The 25,810-nt window shown below is 51.1% G+C and carries 26 protein-coding genes and 1 pseudogene; 10 read left to right on the top strand and 17 right to left on the bottom strand.

Annotated elements, in window-relative coordinates; all coding sequences use genetic code 11:
- Positions 1-7: 7 nt before the first annotated feature.
- The 3 genes from CPA45_RS01285 to CPA45_RS01275 all read left to right on the top strand — a co-directional run bounded on the left by CPA45_RS01285 (position 8) and on the right by CPA45_RS01275 (position 4,615).
- Positions 8-1,417, top strand: coding sequence for a histidine-type phosphatase (locus tag CPA45_RS01285; protein WP_096649595.1), 1,410 nt, complete (start codon positions 8-10; stop codon positions 1,415-1,417).
- Positions 1,418-1,529: 112 nt separating this feature from the next.
- The gene (locus CPA45_RS01280; protein ID WP_096649593.1) at positions 1,530-2,570 is read left to right on the top strand and encodes a porin; all 1,041 of its coding nucleotides are present in this window, start codon (positions 1,530-1,532) and stop codon (positions 2,568-2,570) included.
- Positions 2,571-2,698: 128 nt separating this feature from the next.
- A complete protein-coding gene (locus CPA45_RS01275; protein WP_096650201.1) occupies positions 2,699-4,615 on the top strand; it encodes a DNA topoisomerase III in 1,917 nt (638 codons plus the stop codon).
- 118 nt (positions 4,616-4,733) lie between these two features.
- Here CPA45_RS01275 and CPA45_RS01270 read toward each other — a convergent pair whose 3' ends face one another.
- A complete protein-coding gene (locus CPA45_RS01270; RefSeq protein WP_096649591.1) occupies positions 4,734-5,639 on the bottom strand; it encodes a LysR substrate-binding domain-containing protein in 906 nt (301 codons plus the stop codon).
- Positions 5,640-5,757: 118 nt separating this feature from the next.
- Between CPA45_RS01270 and CPA45_RS01265 the strand changes: the two genes are divergently transcribed.
- Positions 5,758-6,459: an FMN-dependent NADH-azoreductase gene (locus tag CPA45_RS01265; protein ID WP_096649589.1), complete on the top strand. Its 702-nt coding sequence runs from the start codon at positions 5,758-5,760 to the stop codon at positions 6,457-6,459.
- 33 nt (positions 6,460-6,492) lie between these two features.
- Here the strand turns inward: CPA45_RS01265 and CPA45_RS01260 are convergent, their stop codons facing one another.
- Entirely contained in the window at positions 6,493-7,041 is a 549-nt protein-coding gene (locus CPA45_RS01260) for a GrpB family protein (RefSeq protein ID WP_096649587.1), read from the bottom strand.
- Positions 7,042-7,525: 484 nt separating this feature from the next.
- Between CPA45_RS01260 and CPA45_RS01255 the strand changes: the two genes are divergently transcribed.
- Positions 7,526-8,959: a YfcC family protein gene (locus CPA45_RS01255; protein ID WP_096649585.1), complete on the top strand. Its 1,434-nt coding sequence runs from the start codon at positions 7,526-7,528 to the stop codon at positions 8,957-8,959.
- 116 nt (positions 8,960-9,075) lie between these two features.
- On the opposite strand, the gene CPA45_RS01250 is transcribed toward CPA45_RS01255, so the two are convergent.
- The gene (locus CPA45_RS01250) at positions 9,076-9,978 is read right to left on the bottom strand and encodes a LysR family transcriptional regulator (protein ID WP_096649583.1); all 903 of its coding nucleotides are present in this window, start codon (positions 9,976-9,978) and stop codon (positions 9,076-9,078) included.
- Between the two features lie 207 nt (positions 9,979-10,185).
- Here CPA45_RS01250 and CPA45_RS01245 point away from each other — a divergent pair, with 207 nt between their 5' ends.
- The 4 genes from CPA45_RS01245 to CPA45_RS01230 all read left to right on the top strand — a co-directional run bounded on the left by CPA45_RS01245 (position 10,186) and on the right by CPA45_RS01230 (position 14,552).
- Positions 10,186-11,637: a M20 family metallopeptidase gene (locus tag CPA45_RS01245; protein ID WP_096649581.1), complete on the top strand. Its 1,452-nt coding sequence runs from the start codon at positions 10,186-10,188 to the stop codon at positions 11,635-11,637.
- Positions 11,638-11,641: 4 nt separating this feature from the next.
- Entirely contained in the window at positions 11,642-12,478 is an 837-nt protein-coding gene (gene kynA, locus CPA45_RS01240; protein WP_096649579.1) for a tryptophan 2,3-dioxygenase, read from the top strand.
- 61 nt (positions 12,479-12,539) lie between these two features.
- Positions 12,540-13,769 (top strand): kynureninase, encoded by a 1,230-nt coding sequence (gene kynU / locus CPA45_RS01235; protein ID WP_096649577.1) that lies wholly within the window; start codon positions 12,540-12,542, stop codon positions 13,767-13,769.
- Positions 13,770-13,784: 15 nt separating this feature from the next.
- On the top strand, positions 13,785-14,552 hold the full coding sequence (locus CPA45_RS01230) for an alpha/beta hydrolase (protein WP_096649575.1): 768 nt from the start codon (positions 13,785-13,787) through the stop codon (positions 14,550-14,552).
- A 9-nt stretch (positions 14,553-14,561) separates the two neighbouring features.
- Here CPA45_RS01230 and CPA45_RS01225 read toward each other — a convergent pair whose 3' ends face one another.
- The 14 genes and pseudogenes from CPA45_RS01225 to CPA45_RS01160 all read right to left on the bottom strand — a co-directional run.
- Entirely contained in the window at positions 14,562-16,553 is a 1,992-nt protein-coding gene (locus CPA45_RS01225) for a M48 family metallopeptidase (RefSeq protein ID WP_096649573.1), read from the bottom strand.
- A gap of 24 nt (positions 16,554-16,577) precedes the next feature.
- A complete protein-coding gene (locus CPA45_RS01220) occupies positions 16,578-17,171 on the bottom strand; it encodes a LemA family protein (RefSeq protein ID WP_096649571.1) in 594 nt (197 codons plus the stop codon).
- A 122-nt stretch (positions 17,172-17,293) separates the two neighbouring features.
- A complete protein-coding gene (locus CPA45_RS01215) occupies positions 17,294-17,698 on the bottom strand; it encodes a DUF2784 domain-containing protein (RefSeq protein ID WP_096649569.1) in 405 nt (134 codons plus the stop codon).
- A gap of 93 nt (positions 17,699-17,791) precedes the next feature.
- A complete protein-coding gene (locus tag CPA45_RS01210) occupies positions 17,792-19,012 on the bottom strand; it encodes a winged helix-turn-helix domain-containing protein (RefSeq protein WP_244287506.1) in 1,221 nt (406 codons plus the stop codon).
- A 64-nt stretch (positions 19,013-19,076) separates the two neighbouring features.
- Complete coding sequence (locus CPA45_RS01205) at positions 19,077-19,316, bottom strand: hypothetical protein (protein ID WP_096649567.1); 240 nt, start codon at positions 19,314-19,316, stop codon at positions 19,077-19,079.
- A gap of 72 nt (positions 19,317-19,388) precedes the next feature.
- On the bottom strand, positions 19,389-20,702 hold the full coding sequence (locus CPA45_RS01200) for a S8 family serine peptidase (protein WP_096649565.1): 1,314 nt from the start codon (positions 20,700-20,702) through the stop codon (positions 19,389-19,391).
- Positions 20,703-21,001: 299 nt separating this feature from the next.
- Positions 21,002-21,790, bottom strand: coding sequence for a type I methionyl aminopeptidase (gene map, locus CPA45_RS01195; protein ID WP_096649563.1), 789 nt, complete (start codon positions 21,788-21,790; stop codon positions 21,002-21,004).
- Positions 21,783-21,989, bottom strand: coding sequence for a ParD-like family protein (locus CPA45_RS01190; RefSeq protein WP_096650199.1), 207 nt, complete (start codon positions 21,987-21,989; stop codon positions 21,783-21,785). Before CPA45_RS01190 ends, map begins: the two co-directional genes overlap by 8 nt.
- 330 nt (positions 21,990-22,319) lie before the next feature.
- Positions 22,320-22,817 carry an arsinothricin resistance N-acetyltransferase ArsN1 family B gene (locus CPA45_RS01185; RefSeq protein WP_096649561.1) on the bottom strand — a complete coding sequence of 166 codons (498 nt, stop codon included), beginning with the start codon at positions 22,815-22,817 and terminating at the stop codon, positions 22,320-22,322.
- Positions 22,818-22,836: 19 nt separating this feature from the next.
- A complete protein-coding gene (locus CPA45_RS01180; protein WP_096649559.1) occupies positions 22,837-23,226 on the bottom strand; it encodes an NUDIX hydrolase in 390 nt (129 codons plus the stop codon).
- A 52-nt stretch (positions 23,227-23,278) separates the two neighbouring features.
- Positions 23,279-23,869 carry an O-methyltransferase gene (locus CPA45_RS01175; protein WP_096649557.1) on the bottom strand — a complete coding sequence of 197 codons (591 nt, stop codon included), beginning with the start codon at positions 23,867-23,869 and terminating at the stop codon, positions 23,279-23,281.
- Between the two features lie 203 nt (positions 23,870-24,072).
- Entirely contained in the window at positions 24,073-24,375 is a 303-nt protein-coding gene (locus tag CPA45_RS01170) for a type II toxin-antitoxin system RelE/ParE family toxin (protein ID WP_096649555.1), read from the bottom strand.
- Positions 24,363-24,620, bottom strand: coding sequence for a type II toxin-antitoxin system Phd/YefM family antitoxin (locus CPA45_RS01165; protein WP_095603088.1), 258 nt, complete (start codon positions 24,618-24,620; stop codon positions 24,363-24,365). The genes CPA45_RS01170 and CPA45_RS01165 overlap by 13 nt, the downstream gene beginning before the upstream one ends.
- 178 nt (positions 24,621-24,798) lie before the next feature.
- A pseudogene (locus tag CPA45_RS01160) lies at positions 24,799-24,885 on the bottom strand (Txe/YoeB family addiction module toxin); the annotation flags it as partial.
- Between the two features lie 89 nt (positions 24,886-24,974).
- Here CPA45_RS01160 and CPA45_RS01155 point away from each other — a divergent pair.
- Complete coding sequence (locus CPA45_RS01155) at positions 24,975-25,796, top strand: aldo/keto reductase (RefSeq protein ID WP_096649553.1); 822 nt, start codon at positions 24,975-24,977, stop codon at positions 25,794-25,796.
- Positions 25,797-25,810 lie beyond the last annotated feature (14 nt).

The following is a 25,810-nucleotide window of genomic DNA, read 5'->3' as shown; positions in this document are numbered from 1 at the left end:
GTAAATCATGAAAGATAATGCTTCATACTCTTTACGTGCTACAGCGCTTACAGCAGCCACTTTGCTACTATTTAATTACGCTGTTGCGGATAACACTCCAAGTGACAACGAGGACTCTCACCTAAGCACCAAGACTCCCTACCCCTATGTACCGGTCAGCTATACGCCGGCACCTGAGGGTTATCAGCCAGTTTTTATTAACTACGTAGGTCGCCATGGTTCACGGCATCTCTCAAGCGCTAAGTATGACAAGACGCTAAGTGAATTATTGGAACTGGCGGAACAAGAGGAGCAGCTAACAGAAGAAGGCCAAGCGTTGCAACAACAATTAAGGCGCTTTATGGAGGTAGAGAGTGGCCTTTATGGAGAACTTTCCATATCTGGTGCAGATGAGCTGAAAGGAATAGGCCAAAGAGTAGGTGAGCAGTTCGGTGAAATTTTTGACAGCGAACGGACAGTTCTTGCATACGCCACGTATAAAGACAGGGCTCCTCAAAGTCGTGACCATTTTCTTGAAGGGCTTCGTTTAGTTCTAGGTGAGCACACACCTCCCATCATTTCCCAGCATTATGAAAAAGGAAGTGACCCTTACTTGAGGCCTTATGACCTAGCGACTCGCTATCAAGATTATAAAGATGAGGGTGAATGGACAAACATTTTAGGAAAATATTTGGAGGAACAGCCAAAAAACCCTGTTTTTGCAAGAGAAATTTTAACCCAAATCATTGATGAAGAACTTTACACCACCCTTTCTAATGGTGAACTAGAATTTGAGGATGATAAAGGCAGGGTCAAGCTGAATAGCCCTGAGGATGCAGTCAACAACCTTTATCAGTTATACATAATCTCTTCTAATTTGAAAAATGAAGGAACTTTCGACTTCGGAAAATACTTCACTGAAGAACAATTAGCTTGGTATGAGAATCTAGACATCCTCGAAACCTATTATTCTAAGGGACCTTCGCTAACAAGCACTGACGCCCCTCAAGAAATTATAGCCCCACTAGTCAAAGAATTGCTGGTTTCCACCGACAATGCGCTAAAAACGGGTGATATAAGTGGAATCTTCCGATTCGCGCATGCGGAAACCATTATTCCACTCTCCGCTTACCTAGATATAGCAGGTGCGAATAAGAGCAGCGACAATCCGGCCAATGTCGCAGCACTATGGAAAGGAGCTGAAATAACACCAATGGGAGCTAACATTCAGTGGGTTCTTTATAAAAGAGATGAAAACCATCTTATAAAGATGCTTCGCAATGAACAGGAAATTGCTTTCCCCATTCCCACAGACAACTATCCCTACTACGCATGGGAAGATGTAAAAAATCACTTCACAGAAAAACTTCACAACAGTGGTGTCGATTTAGACAGCACATTAGAAAACAACATTGAGCTACTAATAGAAAAATTCTAACAAGCAAGCATTAGCACCTAATTCAAAAAGCGTAAAAAGCATTCACTACTCCCTTAATACTTTATTAAGGGAATAGCCCCTTATTGTCTAAATTTAAACGAGTGACATAAAAATGGAAAAAACATTAGCCATTATCGCTATATCTACGCTAGCTATCCAAACAGCGAATGCAGCAACTATTTATAATGGAGACGACGGCAGAGTGGACATTACCGGCAAAGTTCAATATGAAGCTGGTGCGTTAAAATATGACAAACAGGACAAAGCACAACGCTTAAATTTTGGTGGTGATGGCACAGCACGTCTGGGCACTTGGTTTAGATACCATTTATCAGAAGACGTTGATTTACTAGGAAAATTAGAATGGCAATTTAACGCTGAAGATGAAAACGACGCTAAAACTGATAGCCTAGACGTACGCTATGCATGGCTAGGATTTAGCTATCGCGATCAACTTGAAATGGCGATTGGAAGAACCAAAAGCCCAACTAGCCAACTTGTCGATGTCACTGATATTTTCGAGCTTTTTGGCTCTGCAGCCAATGGGAATAGAATTAACGGTATCAAGTCTTTTGAAAGCAAAAAAGATGACCAGCTCACGTTAGGCCTCAATTATGACAGATGGGACCTTCGCGCAAGCTATGTGTTTGAAGACGAACGACGTCCTCGTGAAACCGAGAGTGGACATCGAGACTACCAATATAGCTTTTCTGCTCGCTACCGTGCCGATATGGGGGTGGACCTTGTTACGGCCTACGAGCGACAGAGTTTTCAGGGCACCACACCTTTACTGGGCGACCTAACCAGCTGGGGGGTCGGTGTTGGCTACCAACACAACTCGCTCTACTTAGGTGCTATTGGTGGCCATAAATCCATGCAGGCAGGTAACAATGAGGAGTTTTCATCAACTTTCTATGAATTGGCCAGTGCCTATCAACTAGGTGAGTTCTTAGTGATGGCTGGCTATAACAAAGAAAAAGGTGAAGATAACTTAGCCTCAGAAGGAACTCGAGTAGATGAATACGTTTTCGGCGTTTCATATCAACTGATGCCCAGAGCCAAAATATATGCTGAATACAATATTGATCGAATTAAGCTAGACAACCGGTCTCGCGATGATCTTTACGGTATCGGAGTGGAGCTTAAATTTTAACAGTGCCATGATCAGGCGACTGCATGACGCAGTCGCCTACACCTGTTATCACAACCCCAGACTCAAACGCTTTATCTGTCTCTGTTACCATAGGCGCATCTCAAATAGACCTTAAGGCCCAGCTTCGCATGCGCTTGATTATCGCCGAAAAACCCAGCCTTGCCCGCGCCATTGCTGAGGCACTACCCAGCAGTGCCAAACGCCAAGAGGGCGCGATTGTGTGCGGTGACACTACGGTGACCTGGTGCCTTGGTCATTTATTGGAACAAGCTGCTCCAGAGGCCTACGATCCAGCCGATAAACAGTGGCGCTTGGACAGGCTTCCTATTGTGCCGCAGCAGTGGAAACTCATGCCCCGCCCCAAAGCCCGTGGCCAGCTAGCGGTAATACGTAAACTGATCAAACAAGCGACCAGCGTGGTACACGCAGGCGACCCGGATCGCGAAGGCCAGCTGTTGGTTCAGGAAGTGATTGAGCACTTAAAGTACCGCGGTCCAGTGCAGCGACTACTGATTAGCGATCTTAACCGTCCGGCGGTCAGCCGTGCGCTCGCTAGCCTGCGATCTAATGCAGAGTTTCAGCCGCTATTTCAAGCGGCTCAAGCTCGCTCCCGTGCTGACTGGTTATATGGCATTAACTTAACCCGCGCCTGGACGCTCACCGGCCGCCAAGCCGGGCACGATGGAGTGCTCTCCGTAGGTCGTGTGCAAACCCCGGTACTGGGTTTGATTGTGCGTCGCGACAACGCCATTCGCGATTTCAAACCCCACCCGTTCTACCCGCTATGGGTAGATTTACAGGTAGCCCAAGGGCAACTGCGTGCATGGTGGGCGCCAAAAGAACACCAGCCACTGGATGACCAAGGGCGCCTCATAGATCGCACCCCTGCTGATGCGTTAGCAGCAAGGCTGCCCGGCGCAAGCGGCACCTTGACCACGCTTGATCAACAGGAAAAGCGTCAGGCACCACCACTGCCCTACTCGCTTTCCGCCTTACAAGTAGATGCCGCCCGGCGCCACGGCCTTTCCGCACAGATGGTGCTGGATATTTGCCAGCGACTTTACGAGCAGCACAAGCTGATTACTTACCCCCGCTCCGACTGCCGCTACCTACCACAAGAGCACCTAGCGCTTGCTCAACGCAGCCTGAGCAGCGCCTGCCAAAACGACGACACATTACGCCAGTGGCTAAACGGGGCGGATTTTACATTGCGCTCCAAGGCCTGGAACGACAAGCAAGTGGGCGCGCACCATGCCCTAGCACCTACCGGAAAGCCCGCAGACTTCAGCCAACTCTCTGCCACCGAAGGGCATGTATTTCGGCTGGTGGTGCGCAACGTCATGGCACAGTTCTACCGCCCGCTGCGTACGTTTGAGGTAAAAGCAGAGTTCACCTTGCTGGATGAAGCCTTTCGCGCCCGCGGCCAGAGCATTCTTGATCACGGCTGGAAACCGCTATTCACTACCCGCGACGACACGCCCCCATTACCGCCACTGACCCAAGGTGAACCCTGCCAAGCGTTAGGCGCAGGCGTTGAAGAGAAGGAAACCCGCCCGCCGGAGCCCTTCACCGATGCCAGCCTGATCAAGGCGATGATGAATATTGGTCGCTATGTGGATGACTCCGCCGTCCGCCGTACCCTGCGCGACACTGACGGCCTAGGTACCGAAGCTACCCGTGCAGGCATCATTGAAACCCTGGTGCAGCGTGGCTATCTGGTGCGCCAGCAAAAAGCCCTACGCGCCACCAAGCTAGGCTGTGCACTCATTGCCGCCCTACCCAGGGCCGTCAGCACGCCCGAGCGCACCGCCTTATGGGAGCAGCGCCTGAGGGCGATTTCTGAACAGCAGGATGACCCCAATGCCTTCCAACAGGCGTTACTGGAAGACTTACGTGACCTGCTTACCCATAGCGATGCCGGGAAGCTGCGTTACAGCTTACAAACCGCTCAAGGCGAAGCCGGTGGCCCTGCAAAGCGTGTAACCAAAACTAGAAAGAGCTATGGGAAAAGAAAAAGTACCACTGGGAAGAGAAAAACGAGTTGAAGGTCATATAATCCGTGCGCCGGGCTAACCTCTGCTTTGAATTTGAATAGTTAACAGGCACTAGATTTCGCGTGCTACACACCACTTAAGATAACGGTATAAATCGATATTCAACTTATCAACGTGATAACGTACACAGCCCACCCGGCACTACTCTTACCCAGTCCCGGATAGCGATAATGCTCGGGTCATGCTGGCGACTTTCTGGATACACCAGAAAGAAAGACTTGCCTGTCAGTTCCGGCCCAAATGGCTGTACCAACCGCCCTTCCATCAACTCGTCCTCAATCAACTGGCGGCTCATCAACGCAACACCCTGCTCACCGATAGCGGCCGAAATAGCGTGTGTCTCGTCGGAAAACACCAGCCCGGCATTCACGTCCAGCCCAGGAACCTGCGCATGTTTCTGCCAGATGCTCCAATTTAGTGGCGCAGACACCGCTCCTTGAGGACGGAAGTGAATCAACGGGTGCAAAGGCAGCTGCGCTATATCGTGCAGGCCAAGGCGCGGACTACAAGTCGGAATAAAGGTGTTATCCAATAGTTTCTCCGCCACTAGACCTGGCCAGTGACCGTCCCCATAGCGAATGGCCAGGTCTGCTGTTACACCATCCAGTGCTACCGGCTCATGCGTAGCGTGAATGCGCAGGTCAATACCTGGATGGGAGTCACGCAGCATACATACCCAGGGCAGCAACCAGCGCGCCGCTATGGCAGGTGTAGTGGAGAGCGTCACCGACTGACGAGTAGGCGCAGCACTCATACGTTCGACTGCCTGACTGATGCTGTCGAAGGCAGTTTCCAACACTTGCTGTAATTCACGGCCCTGGGGAGTCAGTTCCAGTTGCCGGGGCTTACGTAGAAAAAGGGTAATACCCAGCGCCTCTTCCAGTCCCCGGACTTGATGGCTGATCGCTGTGGCAGTAACGGATAGCTCCTGCGCGGCCTGCTTGGCACTTTCGTGACGGGCAGCAGCCTCGAAAGCTCGAAGCGCCGACAGTGAGGGTAATCTGCGATGGCTCATGAGTGAGTTTTACTCATCTATAACTGGAAGAAATGATCGTTTGTCGCCTGAATAGCTAGAACATAGTCTGAGTGCGTTGTTAATCATAGATGAATTTAACTCAGAAAGGAGCTTAGTCATGCCACATATCCTGCATATCGATGCCAGCGCTCGCCCTGGCCTTGCCGGCACTGATAATCATGGCTCACATAGCCGTAACCTTACTCAACAGTTTGTCCGCCAGTGGCGCTCCCGTAGCTCCAAGGACAGCGTCACCTATCGAGATATAGGCCAGAACCCACCCTCTTTTATTAACCACGACTGGATTGCATCTGCGTTTACGCCCGAAGAGCGTCGTGAACCCTGGATGCAGGAGACGCTAGTAGAAAGCGATCAACTGGTAGATGAGTTAATTGCTGCTGATGTGCTGGTAATAGGCACACCGCTTTATAACTTCGGCATGCCAGCTCACCTCAAGGCGTGGGTCGACCAGATAGTGCGCGCTGGCCGAACAGTGGATATTGATGAGAGCAACCCAGTCGACCCTTACATTCCGAAGCTCTCTGATCGGCCAAGGCATGCCGTCATCCTTACCGCGAGGGGTGGAGTAGGCTTTAACCCCGGTGGGGAAATGGCCCACATGAACCACCTGGAACCAAACTTGGCCACAGCACTTGAGTTTATCGGCATTACCCGCCTCCACTACATCGCTATCGAAGGCCAGGAAGTTGGCGGCGAGCTACTGGCCGCTTCTGTTGCAGAGGCGCTACACAAAATTGAAGCGCTGGTTGATGAATTACAAGTAGCGCTCGGGGTAGTACCGACACCGGAGCCAGTCTAACGCTATGTGAACAACCAACACTTATCTCATTAGCTAGATTGAGGGGCCGGCCTTGTTCAATGCTTGTTGAATAAAACTACCCTTCGCAGCCGTATAGGCCTCTCGATCTTTTTTAAACTCTGACGCCCACAGTCGTTTATTCATCTCATACTGCTGCGCTAGCTCAGCACTTTCGCGAAGGCGATTACGAAATGCCAAGCGCAGATTCCATTCCGGGCTGCCATATACCATCAGGTGCAAATGATGTGTCCTACGCCCGTCAGCCCAGCGCATCAGCCAGCGCCGCCCCACTAACGAGGCGTTGTATTCCATGGATGTTGCATATTTCGAACGGCACAGTGGCTCCATTAAAGCATCAGCTTGGGACATTGAATCTACACCCGCCAGGATATCGATTATCGGCTTGGCCGATAACCCTGGCACAGCCGTACTGCCTATATGCTCGATCGCTAAAAATGTAGTCGGAAATAGCTCTATAAGTCGGTCACGCTCTTTCTCAAACTGCGCAGGCCAAGCAGTATCGTAAGGAAAGAGCGCCACTTCTTCATTAATCGCTCGGTTTAAGGACTCCGTTTCATCCATCTCTTAGCAACTCCCTCAACGCCAAAACATACACTTTTATTTACCATTATGAGCAGCACCGTGAACCCGTAGGGTAGTGGCTCAACCTCAACCAGAGTCGCCAAATTCGCCCTTACACTCGAGCATGGTTTAAGTGGTAAACATAGCTCAACGACGCATTGGTGATGCTGTAGCAAAATATGCGCCTGCTGCCTCACTAAGGGGATTGGTTAGCGCTATCAATTGCCAAAATCAGAAAATACGTTTGATAAATCCACAATTGTTCTCAGACACCTTCCTTGCTAGCTTGGCTTCAAACAACAATAGCAATGCTTATGTAGCAAGATATCACCAGGTGAGACCCGCGCCCTTCTTCATTCAGTTGAGCCCTTATACAGCACAGCTTTACAGGCTACTGCTGCGTATGGCCAACCGTTATCAGTAATGATGTATAAAAATCCTTATAAATTTAAATAAATAGCGCCCCCCTAATGCGGAGATAACAATGTCTATCAAGGCAAATATAAAAGAGAAAGCCCCCTCTGATGGAGTCCGGAAAAAACTCCCCATGCCGGATGTGTTTGTCATTCTGTTCGGGTTTATGATTCTAATCGTTCTGGCTTCGTATATTATCCCCGCCGGTAGCTATGAGAGAGTAGTGAATAACGGGCTCACTCTAGTGGACACCGACAGCTTCCGCTATATCAGTGCAGCCCCCCTGGGAGTGATGGACATATTCACCGCTATTCATAAGGGATTAGTGGGTGCATCCACCATTATTTTCTTGATTCTGGTGGTAGGCGGTGTACTCAAGGTCATTGAGTCCACCGGGGCAATCAGCTCTGGCATACACCGGCTTATCAGCCTTGCCAAGGGAAGGCAGAATATCCTTATTCTGGTGTTCTGCGCGACCTTTGCAGTCCTTTCATCGGTGGGCATTGCACCGAACTTGGCCATCGCGTTTATCCCTATTGGGCTTTTCCTGGCCCGCTCACTGAACCTAGACCCCATTGTCGGCATGGCGATGATTTTTCTGGGCGCCTATGCAGGCTTCGCAGGGGGCGTATTCGACCCCGTGGTAACGGTAACCGGCCAGACACTTGCCGAGCTTCCCCTATTTTCAGGCTTTGTATATCGCAGCGTTATTTTCGTTACCTTCCTAGCCATTACAACTGCTTATATCTGCCGTTACGCCGCGAAAGTAAAAGCCAACCCCTCGAATAGCATCATGGAACAAGAAGCCTTTATAGGGCGCGAGGCTAATCAACACGCTGAAGAACTCCCGATCTTCACTGTTCCGCACAAACTGGTATTGGCACTGTTTGCCGCCTCGATTGGTTTTTTCCTCTACGGTGGTTTTAATTTTAACTGGGGTATCACCGAGCTCTCTGCAACGTTTCTTATGCTTGGTGTTGCCACGGCCATCATCTGTCGCATCACCCCCAACGATTTTGTAAAAAGACTGATAGGGGGCGCAAGCGAGGTAATGTATGGAGCGCTAGTGGTGGGGGTAGCCGCCGCCGTGATTGTGCTGCTTAGACAAGCTCAGCTTATTGACACCATTGTACATAGCGTTGCTAGCACCCTGGATGGACATGGGAAAATCATGGCTATGGAGCTCTTGTACCTGTTTAACCTAGCGTTTAACGGACTTATTACCTCCGGCACCGGCCAAGCGGCCATTGTGATGCCCATCATGATCCCCATCGGCGATATGCTTGAGGTGACGCGTCAATCCACCTTTATCACCTTTAAGCTGGGTGATGCGGTAACAAATATTATTACGCCGCTTTCGGGCACACTGATGGCCTGCTTAGCCATAGCCCGCATCTCTTATGTGGAGTGGTTTAAGTTCGCACTACCGCTGGTGATGATTTGGGTAGTGGTGGGGGGAGTATTTGTCGCTATTGCCGTCGCCATCAATTACGGGCCATTCTAGCCCTCGACGAGACCTAGGTTAACAATCGCCAGTTAGGAGTGACACCACAAAAATGCCTGGGCAATTAACATCGTTCAGGCATTTTGCCGCGTATAAGGGTGCTAGAAAACGCATGTTTATCGGCAAACTGCTGCCAGCCGTTCCTCCAAAAAGGCAAGAAATGCCTCAATATTGGCGGGTAAGTGGCGGTCAGCCATCACTTGTACTTGCAGGCTGCGCAGCGACAACTGTGGTTCCTGCAGCGGTTTAAGCACTAACCCCTCCTTGTCAGTTTTACCGCTTACCGCAGCGGCACTGCAAAGCCCAATCATATTGGGGTGCTCGCTAACCATGGTGTAGGTCGCCCCCAGCGAGTCACACGAAAAGCTAGGTAGTACTTGGATACCGGATAAACTGCACGCCACATCAAACAAGTAGCGCATGGTTGATCCGTTTAACGACATGGTCAGCGGATAGTGACTTAAGTCCTTTACATACAGTACGTCTTTATGTGCCAGTGGATGCTCTTTGGACATCAACGCGCTAATCGCTGCATTGTGGCTTGAAATAACCTTAACGCCGATGTCCGGCGAGAGGCTAAACGTAAGTGCTATATCCACCTCCCCCTCTTTCACCAGCTCCGATGCTCGGGTGGACTCCACAACATGAAGGTTGAATCGCGTCTCCGGGTATTGGGTGATAAAGCTTGAGATGACGCTAGGCAGAAAGTGCCAAGCCATACCATCTGGGCAGGCCACGGTGATTCTTTGCTGCTGACGCGTCATCACGTTCTGCATTTCTGCAATCACGCTGCTGACTTCTAGCTGATTACGCAACGCGTAGGCCTGAAGAAGCTGGCCTGCTTCGGTTAACTGCATCCCGCGAGGCTGACGATTAAACAGCTTGATACTCAGCCGCTGTTCCAAGTTAGTGATCTGACGGCTGACCGCCGAAACGGCGACATGCAGATCTTCCGCCGCCGCCGATAACGAGCCCGTTTTAGCAACACTTTGAAAGTAACGTAGATTCAGCTCCTGCATCACGGCACCCTGCGTTGCTCAAAAACGTCTGGAAAAAACACTGAGAAATCGCGCTTCTACAGTCACAAGACTTCTAATGATTAGAAAGATACTTTGAGATATTAATGATTGTTGCAAACCTAGGCAAGGTCTACTCTGCCTTTAACTACCCTTAATAACGCCACAGCATCTCTACTAAGTTACAAAGGTCACTGATAAGGTCACACAATGACTCAAACGCATCTTGCAGGACGGGAGCTGGCTCTCCATTTAGCAGGCCGTACACTGACGAGCGGCCACTTCTACGACTCCCTGGCTAGAAGAGTCGCCAGCCGCACCATCAGCCAAGACCCCTCCTGCAGCGAGATTCTCCGCCACTACTTAACCGATGAGATAACGCCGACGCTGGCCAAGTTGGGTTTTAGCTGCCAAGTGATCGAAAATCCCAAAGCTGGGCATCCTCCCTTATTAATTGGAAAACGAATTGAGGACCTCGCGCTTCCCACTCTGCTGCTTTATGGCCATGGCGATGTCACTGAGGGGCAAGAGGAGAAGTGGTCTGAAGATATCGACCCCTGGACACTGACATTTCGCGAGGGACGGGTCTATGGCCGTGGCACTGCCGATAACAAAGGACAGCACAGTGTTAATTTGGCAGCACTTGAAGCGGTTATTGATGCACGCCAAGGGCGGTTAGGATACAACGTTAAAATACTGTTTGAAATGAGCGAGGAGATAGGCTCCCCAGGGCTGGAAGACGCCTGTCGTCTCTATCGTGAAGCGCTTGACGCTGATCTTTTCCTAGCCTCAGATGGCCCCAGAATTCGCCACGACATGCCTACGCTGTTTTTAGGATCACGCGGTGTTGTGCAATTAAAGCTCTCCGTCACCACCGGGAACGGCGGTCGCCATGCAGGCAATTGGGGGGGAGTCATCACCAACCCTGCCACTGTGCTATGTAACGCCATGGCGTCACTGCTCTCTCCCCGCGGTAAGATTCTGGTCGCTTTCCTTAAAGCACCTGCCATCCCAGAGGACGTTGCCCAGCTTGTGCGTACACTGCCAGTAGGCGGTGGAGATACCGATCCTTCGATCAACGCTGCCTGGGGAGAAGCAGAGCTAACCGATGGCGAGCGTCTGTATGGTGCCAACACACTTGAAATTGTTGGCTTCAGCGCTGGGCGAACCGATAAACCAGTTGGGGCGATCCCTGAAAGCGCTGAAGCAATCGTGCAGTTGCGCTTTGTCAAAGGCACTGAATGGCAATCCATCGAAAGCCGCCTTCGCCAACATCTGGACGCCCATGGGTTTGAGGCCGTCACCATTCAACACACTGGTGGCTACGCGGCTACCCGGCTTGATCCCAGCCACCCCTGGGTAAGCTTTGTGGCTAAATCAGCAGAAAACAGCCTGGGAGAGGCCGCATATATTTTACCCAATCTGGGTGGCACAATTCCTAATCACTGCTTTTCGGACGTGCTGAAGCTACCCACTGTATGGCTGCCCCACTCGTACCCCTCCTGCAACCAACACGCGCCGGATGAGCATCTACTCGAAACCATTGTGGAACAAGGCCTGATATTAGCCGCTGGCATCTTCTGGGATCTGGGAGAACCTCAAAGCCAAGCATTGAAAAAAGCGACACCTGGTACTCACCATACCGTGGAAGAGGAAACATAAGATAATGACAACTCATCACAATAACAGCGTTGATAACGAAGACATCCACTGGGACCAGGATATCAGTTACGGCCAATACCTGGACTTGGAACCCTTACTAGCCTGCCAGAATCCAGCCTCTGATCAACACGATGAACTGCTGTTTATTGTCATACATCAGGTATCCGAACTATGGATCAAACTATGCCTGCATGAAGCGCATGGAGCGGCTAGGCATATCGCAAATGATAACCTCAGCCCGGCATTCAAAATGCTCTCTAGGGTTTCCAGAATTCAAGAGCAGATGATCAAAGCCTGGGAAGTGTTGGTCACCATGACACCGGCTGACTACGCCAGCTTCCGCGATAGCCTAGGGCAAAGCTCAGGTTTCCAGTCCTATCAATATCGTGAAATTGAGTTTTTACTGGGTAATAAGAACGCCAAGTTGATCGAAGCGCACCGCTCAAAACCAACGCACTACCAAAAACTTACCGAAGCGCTCAACTCACCCAGCCTTTACGATATTGTTCTTCAACTACTTAAACGTCGTGGCTTCGCGATTCCTGAAGACAAGACCCAAAGGGATTGGAGCATCCCCTACGTCGCCTGCCATGAGGTAGAGGCAGCCTGGACAGAAATTTATCAAAACAGCGAGAAACACTGGGATTTATACGAACTCGCTGAAAAACTGGTCGATGTCGAGTTCAACTTCCAGCGTTGGCGATTCAATCATATGAAGACCGTCGAACGTATCATTGGTTACCGACGTGGCACAGGCGGAACATCCGGCGTGAACTACCTGGTTAAGGCGCTAGATCTACAGTTCTTTCCTGAGTTGTGGAGCGCCAGAACCTCGATTTAAACGCCAGCACAGCGTCGCTTGTCACCTTGATAAACTGGTTCGGATTTTTTGGAGTGTCGATATGAGTGTAAGCCTGGATAGTGTTCGTGAATGGGACCAAAAGGACCCCCTAGCCAATTTCAAGCAACATTTCGCCCTGCCTGAAGGCATCCTCTATCTTGATGGCAACTCTCTAGGAGCCCAACCGAGAGCAGCCAAGCAGGCAGTGGATGACACCCTAGATCAGTGGCGGGATGAACTGATCAAGGGTTGGAACCAGGGCTGGTTCGATGCTCCCGAACGCCTTGGTAACCTTCTTGCGCCCATCCTTGGTGCAAAAAAAGGTGAAGTTAGCGTTACCGATAATATCACCCTGAATATATTCAAATTGCTAGGGTATGTCCTTGGTCAGGATACGGGAGGCCGACGTACAGTACTTAGCGAAGGAGGCAACTTCCCTACCGATGGGTATATCGCCCAAGGCTATTGCCGGGTAAGTGGCTCGGAGCACCGATTTTTACCCGAAGGAGGCGACTTAGCTGAGCACCTGGAAGGCGTTGCTGTCGTCGTGCTTAGCCAGGTGAACTACCGCACCGGTAAATTGCGCGATATGGCCGCTACCACTCAACTAGTTCATGACCATGGCGCGGAAGTCATCTGGGATCTCGCCCACTCGGCGGGCGCACTACCGATAGACCTTAACGGTAGCGGTGTACGCTACGCAGTGGGTTGCACCTATAAATACCTTAATGGTGGCCCCGGCGCGCCCGCTTTCTTATACGTACATGGCAATTGCCAAGGCGGCGGTTGGCAACCCCTTTCAGGCTGGCACGGCCACGCAGCCCCTTTCGCATTCGAAGCCGACTATACCCCCGCTAGTGATATTTCACGCTTTCGCACCGGCACGCACTCAGCGCTTACCTACGCGGCATTAGAAGCGTCGCTTGTCATGTGGAACGAGGTGGATATGCAGGCTTTACGCGCCAAAAGCCTGGCGATGAGTGATCTGTTCCGTGAGTGCTTAGCCGATATTTTCACTGCCCACGGTATTGAAGATATAACGCCAATAGCCAACCAACGTGGTAGCCAAGTATCGCTGGTGGATACCCAAAACGGCTATGCCATTGTTCAGGCACTGATTGCCCGTAACGTTATCGGCGACTACCGGGAACCCGGATTAATGCGCTTTGGCTTTACTCCGCTGTATCTGAGTTTCGAGGATGTGTGGCAGGCCGCGCAGCACTTCCGCGAGGTCATCGAAAGCGGCGAGTACCGAAGCCCTAAATTCCACGTACGCGGCGCGGTTACCTAACCAAGAGCAAACACGATGACACAAACGCCCCTGGATCTCGCCTACTCCCCCAGCCATTTTGCTCGGGACTTCGAAGCGACACTGGTGCGCCAAGCAGCCTTTGGGCACGACCTAGTAGAACGCTATCAACCAATGACACTGAATGTTGGCGATGACCCGGCGACCTGCCAACACGTGTTTGTGCCCGAAGGCGATGGCCCGTGGCCGCTCATGGTGTTTATCCATGGTGGCTACTGGCAGGAGCTGGATAACACGGCCACCGATTTTCTCGCCGAGCGTTACTTGGCCAAGGGAATCGCCTTTACCTCCCTAGGCTATGGTCTGGCACCACAAACCTCTATCACCACCATGATTAAGCAATGCACTCAGGGGCTAGAAGCAGTCTATAACGCACTCACCAATAAAGGCGGGGTGGAATCAATCACACTGGGTGGCCATAGCGCTGGCGCGCAGTTGGCGTACTGGGTCGCGGCGAGTGGCCAGCGCCCCATTGATAAACTGCTATTGATTAGCGGCGTTTATGACCTAATCCCGCTCGTAGGTACCTATGTAAACAATCCCCTGGGCTTGGACCAAGCCCAGGCACGAGCATTAAGCCCTCAGTTTGCTGACTTGAATGCACTTCCCCCTTGCCAAGTAGTGATTGCCGAACAAGATCCACCCACGTTTCGCCAGCAGGGGCATGATTTTGTAACGGCGCTACGCACTGCCAATGTTCAAGTAGAGCTATTGGATTTACCCGGCTGTGATCACTTTGATGTGCTGGAGTATATTGAGCGATAACGAGGCCAACTAAGCTTCATTAACATCTAATGGTTTATCAAATAACAGCGGTGGCATTGGGCAATCGAGGATATCAGCCATTGCTCGGAACAGCTCGGCTTCGGCAGGTAGAATACGCCCGCTGTGCTCAATACAGCGCGCCATCGCTTGCAGTAGCGCAGGCTTGTGCAAAGGCTTTAAGCGCCGTAAACGCTCAACCGCCAAACTTAGCCCGCGCATATCGCTGACATCGTCAGTGGCTGTTAATCTAAACGGCAGCTCGCTTTCAGCGGCGTTGAGAGCAGCGCTTATTTCATCAGCGTCATCCTGACCAGCGGCGGCAAGTACCGCCAGCAGCATTTGGCATTCCCGCTGCAGGTCATTTAACTTAAGGTTGGCAGGCCCGCTGCTCTGTTCGCTCAGGTTGTTGAGCAGCAGCTGATACAGCGTCCACTCAAACAGGCTAACCTCGCCATCTGCTTCAATCAGCCGTTCCATGCATAGGCGAAAGTGCTGGGCCTGCTGCATTGAAAGCGAGCGTAATGCGGGCAGCGCCAGCTCAATAAGCGGCAGGCGTAGCGCTATGTCCAGCTTCAATACGTCAGGGCCATACTCCATCAGCGCTTGGTAAACATCGGGTATCGCAACTTGCTGTAATACCTTTAGTTGATGCTGGCGCATTGTTTGATCCTGGCTAAGCAATAGCGCGTGCATTAACGCCCGGGCGGCATAGGGCTCATGAGCGGCAGTTCTAATCCTCTCAGGTAACGCGTCTAGCGTTGCCCTGGCCTGGGCAAGGTGACGCTGGTCAGGCTGGCCCATGGAACCGATAGCCGTTTGAACAGAGGCGGCGGTTAACACCGCCGTCAGCGTTCCTACGCCTGTGCCCGTTAACGGCCCCACTCCTACCCCCATTCTTAGCCCCGCTTCAGGGCGCTCATTTTCTGCTGACTCTGGTGCGTCATTTTCAGCATGCGGCGTGGGTGAAGTGACCTCGAAGCTACCATCCCACCCCGGCATAACACGCTTGATGCGGTCTTTTAACGGCGGGTGAGTCGCCATCATTTGGCTAAAGCCTACTCGCATACCCTGGCTAAAAAACAGGTGGCTAAATTCAGCCGTTTGGGTCGCTTGCAGGTAAGAGCCCTGACTGTTCGCGCCGATTTTAACTAGCGCATTGCCAATTCCCTGGGGGTTACGGGTATATTGCACCGCTGATGCATCCGCCAGATATTCGCGCTGTCGACTGACCGCCGACTTGATCAAATTACCAAAGAAGGTGCCGGCGTAGCCGATCACCATCAGCGCTGCCCCCAAGGCTAAAACAACGGCGCCTGAGTTATCGCGCTTGCCACCACCACCGACCCGCCGAAAACGCATACTACGCAGTAGCATGCTGCCCAAAAAGCCAATAATTAGAATGCCGTGCAATATGCTAATCAAGCGCATATTCAGCCGCATGTCACCATGTAGAATATGGCTAAACTCATGGGCTACAACGCCCTGCAGCTCATCCCTATTAAGGTTACGGATGGTGCCACGGGTAATACCAATCACGGCATCATTGGTTTGGTAGCCTGCAGCAAAGGCGTTGATGCTCTCCTCCTCTAATACGTAAACAGAGGGCACGGACGTACCAGAGGCAATAGCCATCTCTTCAACCACGTTGAGAATGCGACGCTCATCAGCATCGCGAGTATTAAGATTGATCTCGCGGCCGCCTAGCGCCTCAGCCACTGCGCGGCCACCACGCCTTAGCTGGCTTCGTTTGAAAAGACCGCCCAACACCACAACGGCCAACACCGCAACAGCCACACCGGCCACCAGCTCAACCGATAATGCGGACAGCATTCCTTGAGCAGAAAGATCCGCTTGCGCTGAGGATTGCCCCCCCATTAGATAAAGCGCAACGGCGACGGCTAACGTTGTCACCACAATCAGGGCCAGCACTGCCAACACCAGCAAGACAACCAGTCGCCCGGTTTTGCGCCGGGCTTGATCCTGAGCCGTGAAAAAATCCATGTCTCGCTTTCCTTGGGTTGTTACTTAGAACGACACCTTAGGCGCCACTTGGATCTGGGCACTGTCTTCAAACTCTAACAGGGAAGCATCTTGACCATGGCCAAACATGCCAGCCACCGCTACCGGAGGGAAACTCTGGCGGTAGGTGTTGTAGTGCATCACCGCATCGTTAAATGACTGCCGCGCAAAGGCTACCTTGTTTTCAGTGCTGGTGAGCTCTTCTGACAGCTGCTGCATGTTTTGAGAGGCTTTCAGATCCGGATAGGCTTCCATGACCACATTGAGCCGCCCCATTGCCTGAGTGAGCGCCCCTTCGGCACTGCCTAAATCAGCAATTGCCTTAGCGCTGCCAGGGTTTTCAGCGGCTGCTTTCAACCCCGCCACAGCGGTATTACGTGCTTCAGTCACCGATTGCAGCGTCTCCCTCTCATGGTTGAGATAACCCTTGGCTGTTTCTACTAAATTAGGAATAAGATCGTGCCGTCGCTTCAGCTGCACTTCAATCTGTGCAAAGGCATTCCCGAAGCGATTTCGTAACGCGACAAGGCGGTTATAAATAGAGATGACATAAAACACGATAATAGCGATGATCGCTGCAGTGATGATAAAAGTCAGCATTATGATTTTTCCTTAGTAGTTGAGCCGGAGTAGTTGGACTGGAGTAGTTCGTCTGGAATAGTTCGTCTGGAACACTGAGACTGGGCGGTGTAAACAGACTAGCAGCTTAGCGTTAATACGTATTAACAAAGGCGTGCATTAGGCCGTACAACAAACCAGCTTGCTAAAACCAAGCTACCGAACGCCGTATAAACCAGCATAAACACCCACTCTGGCGCAGTAAAATACAGCAGACTATGCAGCCAATACTGAATAAAGGCGCCTGAATAGGTATCTACCCCAGCCTCAGCCCGCAGCGCCATTTCCCAGATGGTTAAAGGGCAAACCATGCCTAACCAGGACTGCACCACCACATAGCCAATGGCACATAGATGAATGATGCGAAATACTCGGTTACGTACCCAGTGCCAGTTAAAAAAATAGCCCGCATAAACGGCCAACAAACCAAGCACTACAAAGGCCACGAACAGCACATGGATGACCAAGATGGCATCTGCCAGCAATATAAGCAGCGACTGTTGAGACATATCTATTTACCTAATGTCGTAGCTCCACGGAAAAGTCTTGCCTTAGCAGTGACTTATTAGACATTAGCCGCTTCCCTGTATCTCTGCTTGGTCTCATCCTAGAGCTGTTAGCGCGCTGCGCAAACGCTGGGAGAGGTGCTCTGGATGAACGTTAGTCAAAGACACTGAATCACACTGTTGAAAATGACAAAACTGTCTGATGGCTTCTACAAAAGCGGTAACGACTAGACCCTCATCAAACGTGTGTGGTTCAAAATGTAAAAACTTGATCTCTAGCTGCCTGGTTTTTCGATGGGCTTTACAATCCATGCGCCCAATAAATGCATCGCGATAAACTAGCGGTAAGCAAAAATAGCCATACTGACGCTTGGCTTCAGGTACATAACATTCCAACTGATATTCGTATTGAAATAGTGCATTGAGCCGTTCCCGTTGAATGACACTGTTATCGAACGGCGAAAGAATCAGCATGTGGTTCCTCAACCGCGGCAGTGGGCGCTCAAGCGCGCCTGTTTCCACGATAAAGACCTCTCCACTTCTCACCTTTACCCTTTCCAGATCCCCCTGTGCCAACCTTTCGTTCACCAGAGTTTTCACAGTGTTGCGTAATTCAGAGTTGCGACGCTGATAGGTAAATCCTTTAAGCGAGGCAAGCCCATGGCAGCGTAACTGCTGGTCTATAATGTGCGTCGCAAACTCCTCCATAGAGGGCATCTTTAAATTTACGTGCGATGGCAATACACGCTCGGTTAAGTCATATGTTTTTTGGAAACCTTCGCGGTCGCGGACCATGAGGTCACCCTGCATATACAACTGCTCCAGCGCCTTTTTGGCAGGCTTCCAGTCCCACCAACCTGAACGTTTTGTGGTAGTGGTCTCCAGATCTCGGGAGCGCAGCGGGCCATCTGACTCTATGCGAGCCAACAGCTCACCCATAAACTTCTTATCAGGGTTTTTGAACCAATGCGTTTGACCACTTTTGAGTGCATGTTTGTACGGTAAGGAAAAACGAAAATCAGCGATGGGCAAAAAAGCCGCCGCATGCGCCCAATATTCAAAGATGTCTTTATCGATCAACAACTGGTTGATCATGTCTGGCTTGAACCCAGGCACACGGGAGTGAACAACATGATGATGGGCTCGCTCGACCACTGAGATGGTGTCGATCTGGACATAGCCCAGGTGATTAATCGCTTCACGAGCTCCGGCTAAGCCGCGCCCGAAAGGCTGAGCTTGCAGTAACCCTTGTGCAGCCAGAGCAAGGCGACGTAAGCGCGCTAGCTCTTTCGGGCGTTCAATTTCAATCATCGTCATACTTGCCTCAACGCCCATCACATTACTAAACATTAACCATCGCAGAGCATCGTAGCGAGCAGGCCTACCAAGTCTCTTCGGAGCCTGGCGGCCCCACTTCAATCTGCATATCCGGCGCAATATCCACCACGCCTTCAATGTTCTTTAGCCGATCCGCTGTGGCAGTATCTGCTGCCCCCGTAATACAGCCAATTTCCTCAAGTACATCCCTAATGGTTAAACCTTCTGCACTAAGGCGTGTGGCTATTTCCTTGATCGATTGATCGCTTGAAATCGTCACTATCCAGAGCTCTATTTTCTGCATCGATCCTATCCCCAACATTAATACCTTGAGCAGTGCCACGTATCGCCGCTACCCAAGGATAATCAGCTCAGCTTAGGGCGCTTGCACCAACCCAGCCCCTACGCGGGCGTCGGGAAATGGCAATTGCCGTGCTGAAGCCAGCAGTCGCCGCCAGAGATTCATTCCGCGCAGTGAGGAGTCGGACTGGGCCCAAAGCGCCGCGCAGCCAGCAACGTGTGGTGTTGCCATACTGGTACCGCTAATCGTTTTAAAGTTAACCGGCCGAGGCCAGGACGAAAACACATCACGCCCCGGTGCCGCAATTTCGACCTTACCAAAGTTCGAAAAGCTTGATGGCTTTAAGTTCGGGTCCAGCGACGCAACAGACATAATCGTTGGCGAATTGGCAGGCGCTCCCGTTTTCATCGAAGCATTACCAGCGGCGGCGATAATAAGGCATTCGTTACGAAGAGCCGCCGCGCCCGCATGGGTGTAGGCTGCCTGCGCTGGGCTCTGGCTCCCAAGCGACATCGAGATAACCTCGCACCGATTGGCAATCGCCCAATTCATTCCTGCTAGCACCCCTGCGCCTGTGCTGCTGCCTGAGTTAGTCAGCACCTTGCCTACGAAAACCCGCGCATCGAAAGCGACACCATAACCTGGGGTGCTACCTGAGGAAGCTCTGGGCCCACAAGCTGTGCCAATACAATGAGTTCCGTGCCCATTGATATCTTGAACCGGCTGCCCTACGAATGAGCGGCTGTCGAATGGCCTGTCGGCAAAGTCTGGGTGCCCACAATCCATTCCCGTATCTAGCACGGCGACCTTAATACCAGCGCCACTCCAGCTACTTTGCGGAACCCTGCATTTGGCTAATCCCCAGGTCGCCCCGAGCACTTCATCATCAAGATTTTCTTCGGCTTCCCCCATACCACGATCAACACCAAGATCATGGGCAATGGTGCTCGCTGCCCGCAAAAAGCCGCGCAGATACTCCGAGTTTTCCGAGAAGGCAAAATATTCAGGCTCGATAATTTCTATCGGGCCTTCCGTTAAAACAGCATCATTCACGCTCATCCCATGCTGCTGTAGGGCATCGCCGCCCACAAGCGCGACGCCGATCTCAGGAAACACCATTACTTCAGCATCACCGGTATCTTCCAAGCTAACTGCTTGATCTGCAAAGTCACGGGCATCGGCAACGCGAAATTTTCGGTCTTTGAGTGTTTTGATACCCTCCTCTAACATCCCGTCTCGGTAACTGATGAGAAAACGACCTGTCTCAAGGCAGTGGCTACCCCGTTCCAATGCCGCTAATAACAGCTGTTCGGCCCCGCACGACACAGAGTTGAGTGACTCACGCCCCGTAGATTTCCCGCCGCCATTACCTTTAGGTTTTGTCGCCATCGTAGGTTCCTTTTCGCTTGGCTCTATGAAGATGTTGGTCGCATGCGACGGCAAAGCGTTGTACAAAAACAGCCTGCGCCAGGCGGCCAATCCGAGCCGATAGGTCGGCCTCGAAAGATGGTAGCTCGTAAAACCTCATCTCCACCTAATTTAGAAACTTAACGATTTCAGCTTAACCCACATAACAAACTTCGCCAGCTGGATTGGAAACCACTAGAGATATAAGCAAAAAAATGCCACGACTTATGAACAGACAAGCCGCCTGAAGTAATCAACGCAATAGTTAATTCAGAGGTTACTTAGTTAAATTCAGGTTGCATACGCTCATCATCGCGAAGTGTAAGAACTTCTACGCCGCTCGCAGTCACTGCTACCGTATGTTCCCATTGTGCAGACAATTTCTTATCACTTGTGACAACGGTCCAGCCATCTTTTTTCGTTTTAATTTTGGCCTTGCCCTGGTTGACCATGGGTTCGATGGTGAACACCATGCCCTCTTTCAATACCAACCCTTTCCCCGGCTTACCGTAGTGCAACACTTCCGGCTCTTCATGCATTTCCCGGCCAATCCCATGGCCACAATACTCACGGACAACAGAGTAGCCGTGCTTTTCGGCATATTGCTGAATCACATAACCAACATCACCTAACGTCGCTCCTGGCTTAACCGCTTGTATTCCCTGCCACAACGCCTCGTAGGTTTTGTCTACCAGCCGCTTTGCATAGGGCTTTACCTCTCCGATTAGGTACATCTTGCTAGAATCGGCAATAAAGCCGTTTTTCTCTAAGGTAATATCAACATTAACGATATCGCCTGATTTAAGCGTTTGCTGTTCAGATGGCATGCCATGACATACCACATGATTGACTGATGCATTGAGCACATACTGATAACCATATTGCCCTTTGCTGGCTGGGCGAGCCTGCAAATCATCCACAATATAACGCTCGACCCAATTATTAATATCCATAGTGGATACGCCGGGCCCAATTTGCTTATCAAGATAACTGAAAACCATTGCGAGCAGCCGCCCGGCTTCACGCATTAAGGCCAACTCCTCCGCACTTTTGAGCACTACGTTATCCACCGATCACCTTCCTTAAATCGACATCGGCTTGTTTCATTTGCTCACGCATAATCTCAGAGAAAGTCATGCTCGGATTCGCCTCAGCTAGCATGCCTACTTTTATCCAGTACTCCGCCTGTGCATTGATAGAGCGCACCATCACCGAGCTAGCCTTGCGAATGTCTTCGTGTAGCTGGTCATTAATTTTCACGATACCCATAGCGCCCCCTACAAAATAAACGAAATGCATATATATCATATACGAATCATATATCGTGTAAAGTTGAGCAACAAGTCGATCAGAAAATGGCTAGTTAAAAATCGACAATATTGAATGACGAACCAATGCACGCTGTGCATCTGTGTCATGCCCGGCGGCTACCCGCTCGTTTCAGGCTGACCAAGGAAAGGCGTAGGGTTCATGGGGGCGCGTTAGCCTCAACGCGGGATCTGTATGTCGCAGTGCTAGATACCATTGTCGACATCCCCATCTAATGAGTGGGGATATCGTTTCAATCGATGCGCAGCAAGGTGGGATAGCGCGTATGAGTTACGTCCAGATATTCCAGTTTAGCTGCCAGTAGCCAACGTCATGCCAGTGATCGAACTTAAATCCTACCTTTTCAAAATGGGCCACTTTTTTCATACCCATTTTTTCGTGCAGTGCAACACTTGCTGGGTTTGGAAGTGTTATGCCGCCAATCACCGTTTGAATCCCGGCTTCTTTGAGCTTAGAGAAAATGGTTTCGTACAACGTTGTGCCCAAGCCTCGGCCTTGTATGTGGTTGGATAGATAGACGCTGACTTCAACTGCAAATCGATAGGCACTCCTTTCCTTCCATTTGGTAGCGTAGGCATAGCCCACCACAGCACCGTCTTCCACTGCGACTATCCAGGGTAAGCCTACTCCCTGCACACTTTCTATCCTGCCCTGGATGTCGGTACCCGATACTGGCTTTTCTTCAAAGGAAGTAGCGGTATTTTCAATGTAGTGGTTATAGATCTCTGCAATTGCTAGCGAATCACCTCCTACAGCCTCTCTGATCATTGCCAACTCCATTTAAGCATCAACAACTTAAGTTCATAGAAAACGATTTTTGAATAGACTTCGCATAGCCTATGGGCAAATTATTCGGTAAATCATCGATTGGGAACGTTTCAATCTTGTGATGCTCGTGACTCACTACAGGAGTAAATTGCCCAATCAAGCGACAGCTATAAGTGACGATGAACACATATTTATCCGGTATCACCTCAAATAGGTAAGTATCGACAAGGTTGACTGCCTCAACCTCGATACCCAGTTCTTCCTTAAACTCCCTAACCAGGCAATCGGTAGAACTCTCTCCAATCTCAATACGCCCACCGGGCAGTTCCCACTCATTGCGATCATTGAGCGCCAGCACTACCTCGTCAGACGGTAAGACCAAAACACCTTTTATTGATACAGGAAACATAGTGTTCTCTCATGATCATCTAGGCTTAGCCAAGCCGTGATAAGGGCTGCCTTTAACCACCACAGCGCGTTGCCAGAAATTCCCCCTTGCCAACTGGTACGGTACACGTGGTGAAACCAGAGTCTGCCGATACCAGTTCTATAAAAGCCGCCATTTCGTCTGCATGGGAAGTAGCGTTATCCACCACAAGAAGCCCCCCCTCTCGCAGAACTCGTTTGATATTTGGCCACCACTGCAAATACTCCGAGCGGTTAGAGTCGAGAAAGAGCAAGTCGAATGAAGAATCATCCACGCTTTCCAGTAGCTCGCCAGCGTCACATTGCAGCGGGGTAATGTAGTCAGAGAGACCCGAGCGCTCAAAATTCTTGGCCGCCATATCGAACTTGTGTTCGGAAAGCTCTACTGTCGTGACGTGCCCGGCAATCTTCTGTGCTGCCTGGGCAAACCACAACGTGGAATAGCCATTCGAGGTGCCAATTTCCAGCACCCGTTTGGCATTCGTGGCTTGAGTCAGTACTGAAAGAAACTCCCCCGTATCACGGGTAATATTCAGCATACGCCGTAGGCGATCAGAAATAGCCGCATCGTTTTCCTGGCCAAATTGCTCTAACTCAGTTAGCAACTCGCGTAATGATTCGACCACACTTACCCCCCTTAGCAATCTAAACAGCGTTAAAATAAGAGCCGACTGATTCAGCCTCAGAAGGTGGTAAAACGTCATGCCCACCTAACTTAGAAACTTAACGTTTTCAGCTTAACGCACATAATGAACTTCACCAGATTGATCGAAAGCTCATCAGTGACGTTGACGCAGCGAAGACAACGGTATTCTAGTAACGCCCCTGGTTAGCTGTTCCCAAGCATGTACGCACGAAGCTGCCGCTCCTCTCGCATAACATAAAGGACCAGAACCTGTTTCTCATCCTCACGATAAAAAATGCGACATGGTGGAACCACTATCTCCCTGTATACCGAATGGGGGAGCTCAGGAGGAACCCGTCCGGATCGGGGGAAATTTTCCAAATGCTCGGTCTTATCAAAAACGTCTTTGACCAGATGACTTGCGGCAACAGGATTATCCAGAGCAATGTACTCAGCGATGGCATCCAGTTCTTGAAGGGCAGGCTCTGTCCAAATTACTTCAGCCATTTACTCATCTTCTCCCTGGCCTCACTTTGGCTGTACGTTCTTCCCTCAAGTACAGCGCGCTCTCCCCGCGAAAGCCCCTCAAGCAGCTCTAGTCGGCGCTGCATAAACTCGTAATCTTGCACATCGACAAGGTATGCGGATGGCTTGCCATGTTCAGTGATCAGTACCGGCTCTTTCGAAAGATGCAGGTCTGCCAAGATTTTTGTGGCTTGGCGCTTAAGGTTTGTAACAAGTTCAACTTTCATGGGCACACTCTGAGCCAGACTAATAGTGGCACTATAGTATCACTTTCCAAGTGGAGCAATCACCGCTGATGATCACCTGTTAACGACAAATTGCCTACTAACAGCGGCAGTTTATGCACTATTCGTAGTGACTCCAGAGCCGAAGAACCTTAACCACCCGCTCTTCTTCAAGCACTTGCTAGACCAAGCTATGCTGGATATTAATCTGACGTAAATAAGCGCCTGCATGATCACCGATGAGCTTTTCACATGGTGGAGGCTTTCGATTGCTCAAGGTGCTTGTTTTGGTTCATGAACTACGATGGCGGCGGATAGTCAGAGCAGTACCACAGAGATACAGTAGGAGATAGCGATATGCAGACAATAGAGCTAGGCGGAGAAAGCGTACCCCGTATCGGCCAGGGCACCTGGCATATGGGCGAGAATGCAGGGCAACGGCAGGCTGAGATCAGGGCGCTGCGTGAAGGCCTGGATCTGGGCATGACGCTGATCGATACCGCAGAGATGTATGCCGAGGGCGGTGCTGAAGAGATCGTTGGCCAAGCGATCCGTGACCGGCGCGACAAGGTGTATCTGGTCAGCAAGGTCTACCCGCACAACGCCAGCACCAAAGGTGTTCAAGCCGCCTGCGAGCGCAGCCTGCGGCGGTTGGGCACCGACACTATTGATCTATACCTGCTGCACTGGCGCGGCCAATACCCGCTGAGCGAAACAGTGGAAGCTTTTGAGCGGCTGCGCGAGCAGGGCAAGGTTCTACGCTGGGGTGTATCGAACTTCGACATTGACGACTTAGCTGAGCTCGACGCGCCAGCTTGCGCCACCAACCAGGTGCTCTACAACCCCGAAGCAAGGGGGATTGAACACGACCTGCTGCCATGGCAAGCACAACAAAACATGCCGCTCATGGCCTACTGCCCGATCGGGCAAGGCGGCGCGCTACTGCATGATGCCGCCCTGCAACGCATCGCCGACAAACACAGCGCCACCACCGCGCAAGTCGCCCTCGCCTGGGCACTGCGCCACCCCGGTGTGATTGCAATTCCTAAGGCTGTGAATCTGGATCACCTAAAGCAGAACTTTGATGCTGATAACGTCAGACTCGACGACGATGACCTGGCCCAGATCGATGCCGCCTATCCTCCGCCAACGCGCAAGCAGCCTTTGCAGATGGTGTGAATCCGAGCCATTAA

It is taken from the genome of Vreelandella nigrificans (assembly GCF_002374315.1).
GTDB lineage: Bacteria > Pseudomonadota > Gammaproteobacteria > Pseudomonadales > Halomonadaceae > Vreelandella > Vreelandella nigrificans.
The sequence above is the reverse complement of the archived record's forward strand: the minus strand, read 5'-3'. Positions and strand labels throughout refer to the sequence as shown.

Bases quoted from the DNA above. Each gene is read 5' to 3' on its own strand.
- CPA45_RS01285 (WP_096649595.1), top strand. From the start codon at position 8: ATGAAAGATAATGCTTCATACTCTTTACGTGCTACAGCGCTTACAGCA.
- CPA45_RS01280 (WP_096649593.1), top strand. From the start codon at position 1,530: ATGGAAAAAACATTAGCCATTATCGCTATATCTACGCTAGCTATCCAA.
- CPA45_RS01275 (WP_096650201.1), top strand. From the start codon at position 2,699: ATGCGCTTGATTATCGCCGAAAAACCCAGCCTTGCCCGCGCCATTGCT.
- CPA45_RS01270 (WP_096649591.1), bottom strand. From the start codon at position 5,639: ATGAGCCATCGCAGATTACCCTCACTGTCGGCGCTTCGAGCTTTCGAG.
- CPA45_RS01265 (WP_096649589.1), top strand. From the start codon at position 5,758: ATGCCACATATCCTGCATATCGATGCCAGCGCTCGCCCTGGCCTTGCC.
- CPA45_RS01260 (WP_096649587.1), bottom strand. From the start codon at position 7,041: ATGGATGAAACGGAGTCCTTAAACCGAGCGATTAATGAAGAAGTGGCG.
- CPA45_RS01255 (WP_096649585.1), top strand. From the start codon at position 7,526: ATGTCTATCAAGGCAAATATAAAAGAGAAAGCCCCCTCTGATGGAGTC.
- CPA45_RS01250 (WP_096649583.1), bottom strand. From the start codon at position 9,978: ATGCAGGAGCTGAATCTACGTTACTTTCAAAGTGTTGCTAAAACGGGC.
- CPA45_RS01245 (WP_096649581.1), top strand. From the start codon at position 10,186: ATGACTCAAACGCATCTTGCAGGACGGGAGCTGGCTCTCCATTTAGCA.
- kynA (WP_096649579.1), top strand. From the start codon at position 11,642: ATGACAACTCATCACAATAACAGCGTTGATAACGAAGACATCCACTGG.
- kynU (WP_096649577.1), top strand. From the start codon at position 12,540: ATGAGTGTAAGCCTGGATAGTGTTCGTGAATGGGACCAAAAGGACCCC.
- CPA45_RS01230 (WP_096649575.1), top strand. From the start codon at position 13,785: ATGACACAAACGCCCCTGGATCTCGCCTACTCCCCCAGCCATTTTGCT.
- CPA45_RS01225 (WP_096649573.1), bottom strand. From the start codon at position 16,553: ATGGATTTTTTCACGGCTCAGGATCAAGCCCGGCGCAAAACCGGGCGA.
- CPA45_RS01220 (WP_096649571.1), bottom strand. From the start codon at position 17,171: ATGCTGACTTTTATCATCACTGCAGCGATCATCGCTATTATCGTGTTT.
- CPA45_RS01215 (WP_096649569.1), bottom strand. From the start codon at position 17,698: ATGTCTCAACAGTCGCTGCTTATATTGCTGGCAGATGCCATCTTGGTC.
- CPA45_RS01210 (WP_244287506.1), bottom strand. From the start codon at position 19,012: ATGACGATGATTGAAATTGAACGCCCGAAAGAGCTAGCGCGCTTACGT.
- CPA45_RS01205 (WP_096649567.1), bottom strand. From the start codon at position 19,316: ATGCAGAAAATAGAGCTCTGGATAGTGACGATTTCAAGCGATCAATCG.
- CPA45_RS01200 (WP_096649565.1), bottom strand. From the start codon at position 20,702: ATGGCGACAAAACCTAAAGGTAATGGCGGCGGGAAATCTACGGGGCGT.
- CPA45_RS01190 (WP_096650199.1), bottom strand. From the start codon at position 21,989: ATGGGTATCGTGAAAATTAATGACCAGCTACACGAAGACATTCGCAAG.
- CPA45_RS01185 (WP_096649561.1), bottom strand. From the start codon at position 22,817: ATGATCAGAGAGGCTGTAGGAGGTGATTCGCTAGCAATTGCAGAGATC.
- CPA45_RS01180 (WP_096649559.1), bottom strand. From the start codon at position 23,226: ATGTTTCCTGTATCAATAAAAGGTGTTTTGGTCTTACCGTCTGACGAG.
- CPA45_RS01170 (WP_096649555.1), bottom strand. From the start codon at position 24,375: ATGGCTGAAGTAATTTGGACAGAGCCTGCCCTTCAAGAACTGGATGCC.
- CPA45_RS01165 (WP_095603088.1), bottom strand. From the start codon at position 24,620: ATGAAAGTTGAACTTGTTACAAACCTTAAGCGCCAAGCCACAAAAATC.
- CPA45_RS01155 (WP_096649553.1), top strand. From the start codon at position 24,975: ATGCAGACAATAGAGCTAGGCGGAGAAAGCGTACCCCGTATCGGCCAG.